The sequence below is a fragment of the Spiroplasma sp. ald genome (genome assembly GCF_044714355.1).
GTDB classification, from domain to species: domain Bacteria; phylum Bacillota_I; class Bacilli_A; order Mycoplasmatales; family Mycoplasmataceae; genus Spiroplasma; species Spiroplasma phoeniceum.
In genome coordinates this window covers 1-3310 of record NZ_RXFY01000105.1, presented here as the reverse complement: position 1 = coordinate 3310, position 3310 = coordinate 1, and the positions used below count along the sequence as shown (strand labels likewise).

Annotated in this window: 3 protein-coding genes; 1 reads left to right on the top strand and 2 read right to left on the bottom strand. The window is 24.2% G+C overall.

Annotation, left to right across the window (positions count from 1 at the left end; translation table 4 throughout):
* Positions 1-1898 precede the first annotated feature (1898 nt).
* Both EHU54_RS05030 and EHU54_RS05025 read right to left on the bottom strand, forming a co-directional pair.
* Positions 1899-2258, bottom strand: a complete 360-nt coding sequence (locus tag EHU54_RS05030; protein WP_400249276.1) for a hypothetical protein — start codon at positions 2256-2258, stop codon at positions 1899-1901.
* Positions 2215-2385: a hypothetical protein gene (locus EHU54_RS05025; RefSeq protein ID WP_400249274.1), complete on the bottom strand. Its 171-nt coding sequence runs from the start codon at positions 2383-2385 to the stop codon at positions 2215-2217. The genes EHU54_RS05030 and EHU54_RS05025 overlap by 44 nt, the downstream gene beginning before the upstream one ends.
* Before the next feature lie 31 nt (positions 2386-2416).
* Here EHU54_RS05025 and EHU54_RS05020 point away from each other — a divergent pair, with 31 nt between their 5' ends.
* Positions 2417-3001, top strand: coding sequence for a hypothetical protein (locus EHU54_RS05020; RefSeq protein WP_400249273.1), 585 nt, complete (start codon positions 2417-2419; stop codon positions 2999-3001).
* Positions 3002-3310 lie beyond the last annotated feature (309 nt).

Genomic DNA, 3310 nt, shown 5'->3' with positions numbered 1-3310 from the left:
ATTTATCAAATTTCATAATTTTAGATTCCTATAATTTCTATTTTAAATATATTTTATAGGAATTTTAAAATAACTAGGTTATGCAAGAAGTCTAATGTATAAATTAGGACATCGTATGACAGATGAAACAAGAAAAATTAATGCATCTCAAATTGGTACAAATACTAGTGATTGAGAAATGATTTGAGAACCACATTCATATTTAGATTTAACACGAGCATATACTCAATTAATTGGTGAAAATATTTCAGCAAATACAATGGTAACAGGTACTTTATTCCAAGATAAAGTTTTAGGTTATATGGTTTCTAAATCATTATGACTTGGACAAAATATTAAACCTTTATATGGTAAAACATCAGATGGACAATTAGAGGTTAATTTACAAGGAATGAATAGAACTCGTGGTTTTGATTTATCAATTAATAAAAAAATTGAGGGACTTGTAATTCATAGAGATAATGCAGCAATGATTACTATTTTTACTGAAAATATTAGTTATGTTGATAATGATACACAAGAGCCTGCATTTACTAGTCGGGTATTATTTTCATTACCTGCTTTAACAAGACCAGAATTAGGTTTCTTAATTGTTAAAGAAATGTTTACAGAACAAGAACAAATGGATGCTATTGCTCGTTTATGAGATAATAGTGATCCAACTGGTGATAGTTGACAAAAAATTAATGAATTTACTGGTGAATGAGAAAATGAATTAACTTATCAATTATTAGATTATGATCCAAATTATAAAGATTTTTATAATCCTACATTTAAAACTGCAATGCAAAATACTATTACTAATATTAATAATTTAGATGTTGATCAAACAGCATTAAATATGGATGTATCTAAAAAATATAATGAGTTTTTTGGAATTACTCCATCTACTCCTGACAAAGCAGAAATTAAAAAAATATTTGATAAAGTATTAGATAATAATTTAACTACACCACAGAAAAAAAGAGTTTTAGCATTTATGAGAAATAATATGCTATTAAGCGATAGTAAAAATGATTATTCAATTCAATCAAATTCAGCAGGTATTTATTTACCAGTTAATGAAATTGTAAGTGGTGATATTTATTTACATATTAATGCAGGTATTATTGATAATCAAAATATTAATGATAAAAAAATATTAATTAAAGGTAACTCTAAAATTAATATCAGTGGAATTAGTAAATTAGACAAACCAACTATTCATGTAACAGACCCAACACAAGCAACAGCAGAACAATTAAAACCACAATTTAAAGATGTTGTTTTAAAAGCAGTAAAAGCCGTAAATAGTTCTTTAACAGAAACTGATTTTGATTACTTTATTGAAAGTAAGGGTGAAGAATGACCAATTGATATTACAAACAATAAAACTGTTGAAGTTCAAATTGAGGGTAAAAACAANGCTACTGGTCAAACAAATCCAATTGATGTAGTAATTAAAAATTCATAGTATATAAAAAATAAGTATTAACCTATTTTTTTTATTTTTTATAGTATTTATTGGATGTTTAATTACATTAATTCCTTTTTTAAGTTCTTTATAAAGATTTATTGTTTTTGGTTTTGATATTATTTTAGTATGTAATTTTTGATACCCTATTTTTAAATTAGTAGCATATTCTCGCTGTTGATTTAATCAATTTTTATTATCAATATATTGTTTATTTTTATTTAATTTACTATTTTTTAAATTATAAAAATTAGTACTATAACGATTTATTTCTTTATTTAATTGTAATAAATTATTATTAATACGACTAGCTCTTAATTTAACATCACCGCCGCCTTTATTTTGTTGTGTATATATTTGTCAATTAACATATTCTCTTAATTCACTGCGTAATCATACATATAATCACATATTTCAAAATACTGACCCTGCCCCAGTTCCATTTTTACCAGTTGCTGATTTCATTGCTTGTCATACTTGAATATGTACTTTTGGATATGTATAAGGTCCATATCATCTTTTTTTGTTTATCATTATCTGATTGAATTAAAATAGTTAAATTACCTATTAATTTTTGTTTATTAGTTATTTGAAAAAATCCCTTTTTACATCAACTACTAGATAATATAGTTCAATTACTTTCTGTTGGTGTTAATGATTTTACAATTTCTTTATATTTATTTTTATCTAAAAAACTAATATCTTTAAATAATTGTATTTCTAAACCTTTAGGTATTTTTGCTAATAAATCACTTAATATATTAGGGTTTAAATAATATTGAATTTGTGCTAATTTTTTTTTCAATATCTTTAATACTTTGTAAAATTGCTTTTATTTTAGAATTACCATATTTTTCTAATAATTTTATAATTCTTATTACTATTTTTGGATTTTCTAAAATACTAGTAATTAATGTTAATAATTTTCACATTTTTTGACACTCTCCTTATGGTGATTATATAATGGGTGATGATAAAAAAGGTGTAAAAATGAATAATGAAATAGATTTTAAAGAAATAAATAAACAACCTGAATATTTAAATTATTTAGAAACAGGAAAATATAAAATATTACAAAAACAAAAATATTATATTAATATTCCTTGAATTATTGCTAATAGAAAAGCGGCTCCGTTAACTATTGGACAAGGTTTAATGTTTAATTGTGATAATGATGATACGCAAGATTGAATAGAAGAATGATACGAAAAAAACTATGTTTATTCTAAACTATATCAAAATGAATTAGCAAATAGTTTATATGGTCGTAGTATCATGTATTTATTAAAAACAGAGACTGGCGATTTAACGATTGATGTTGCACATATTGGTTCAAATGTTCGTATTGCTAAATATTCTGAAATAGAACAACAATATGCGGAAATGTGAATATTACCGGTTCAATCTGACTATATGTGATATCAAAGAGTACAATTTTACCCAAAAAAAGCAAAAATAACTTACTATACAGCCAAAGATTTAGAAATTGGAATTTGACAAACTTATGGTGAATTAGAAAGTAAACTAAGACCAGTTTCTACAATGTAATATGATACTGGTATAAATATTTTACCTATTGTTGAATTTACAAATTTACCTAAATTAGTTCATGGTACAAAAACAACAATAGATAATGTTCCTGATTGTTTATCTGTATTTAATTTAATTAAAGATGTCCAAGACAATATTTATTATAAAAGAATTGAAATAATTATTAATCGTACTCATTTTGTAGGGCAAAAAGATACTACTCACTCGCTTGTTGACAACGGTAAAGGCAATGAAGAATTAGTAAGTGCTGATGCTATTATTTCTAGTACAGTACAAGGTTATGCTAATTTAACTGGTAATAGTGGG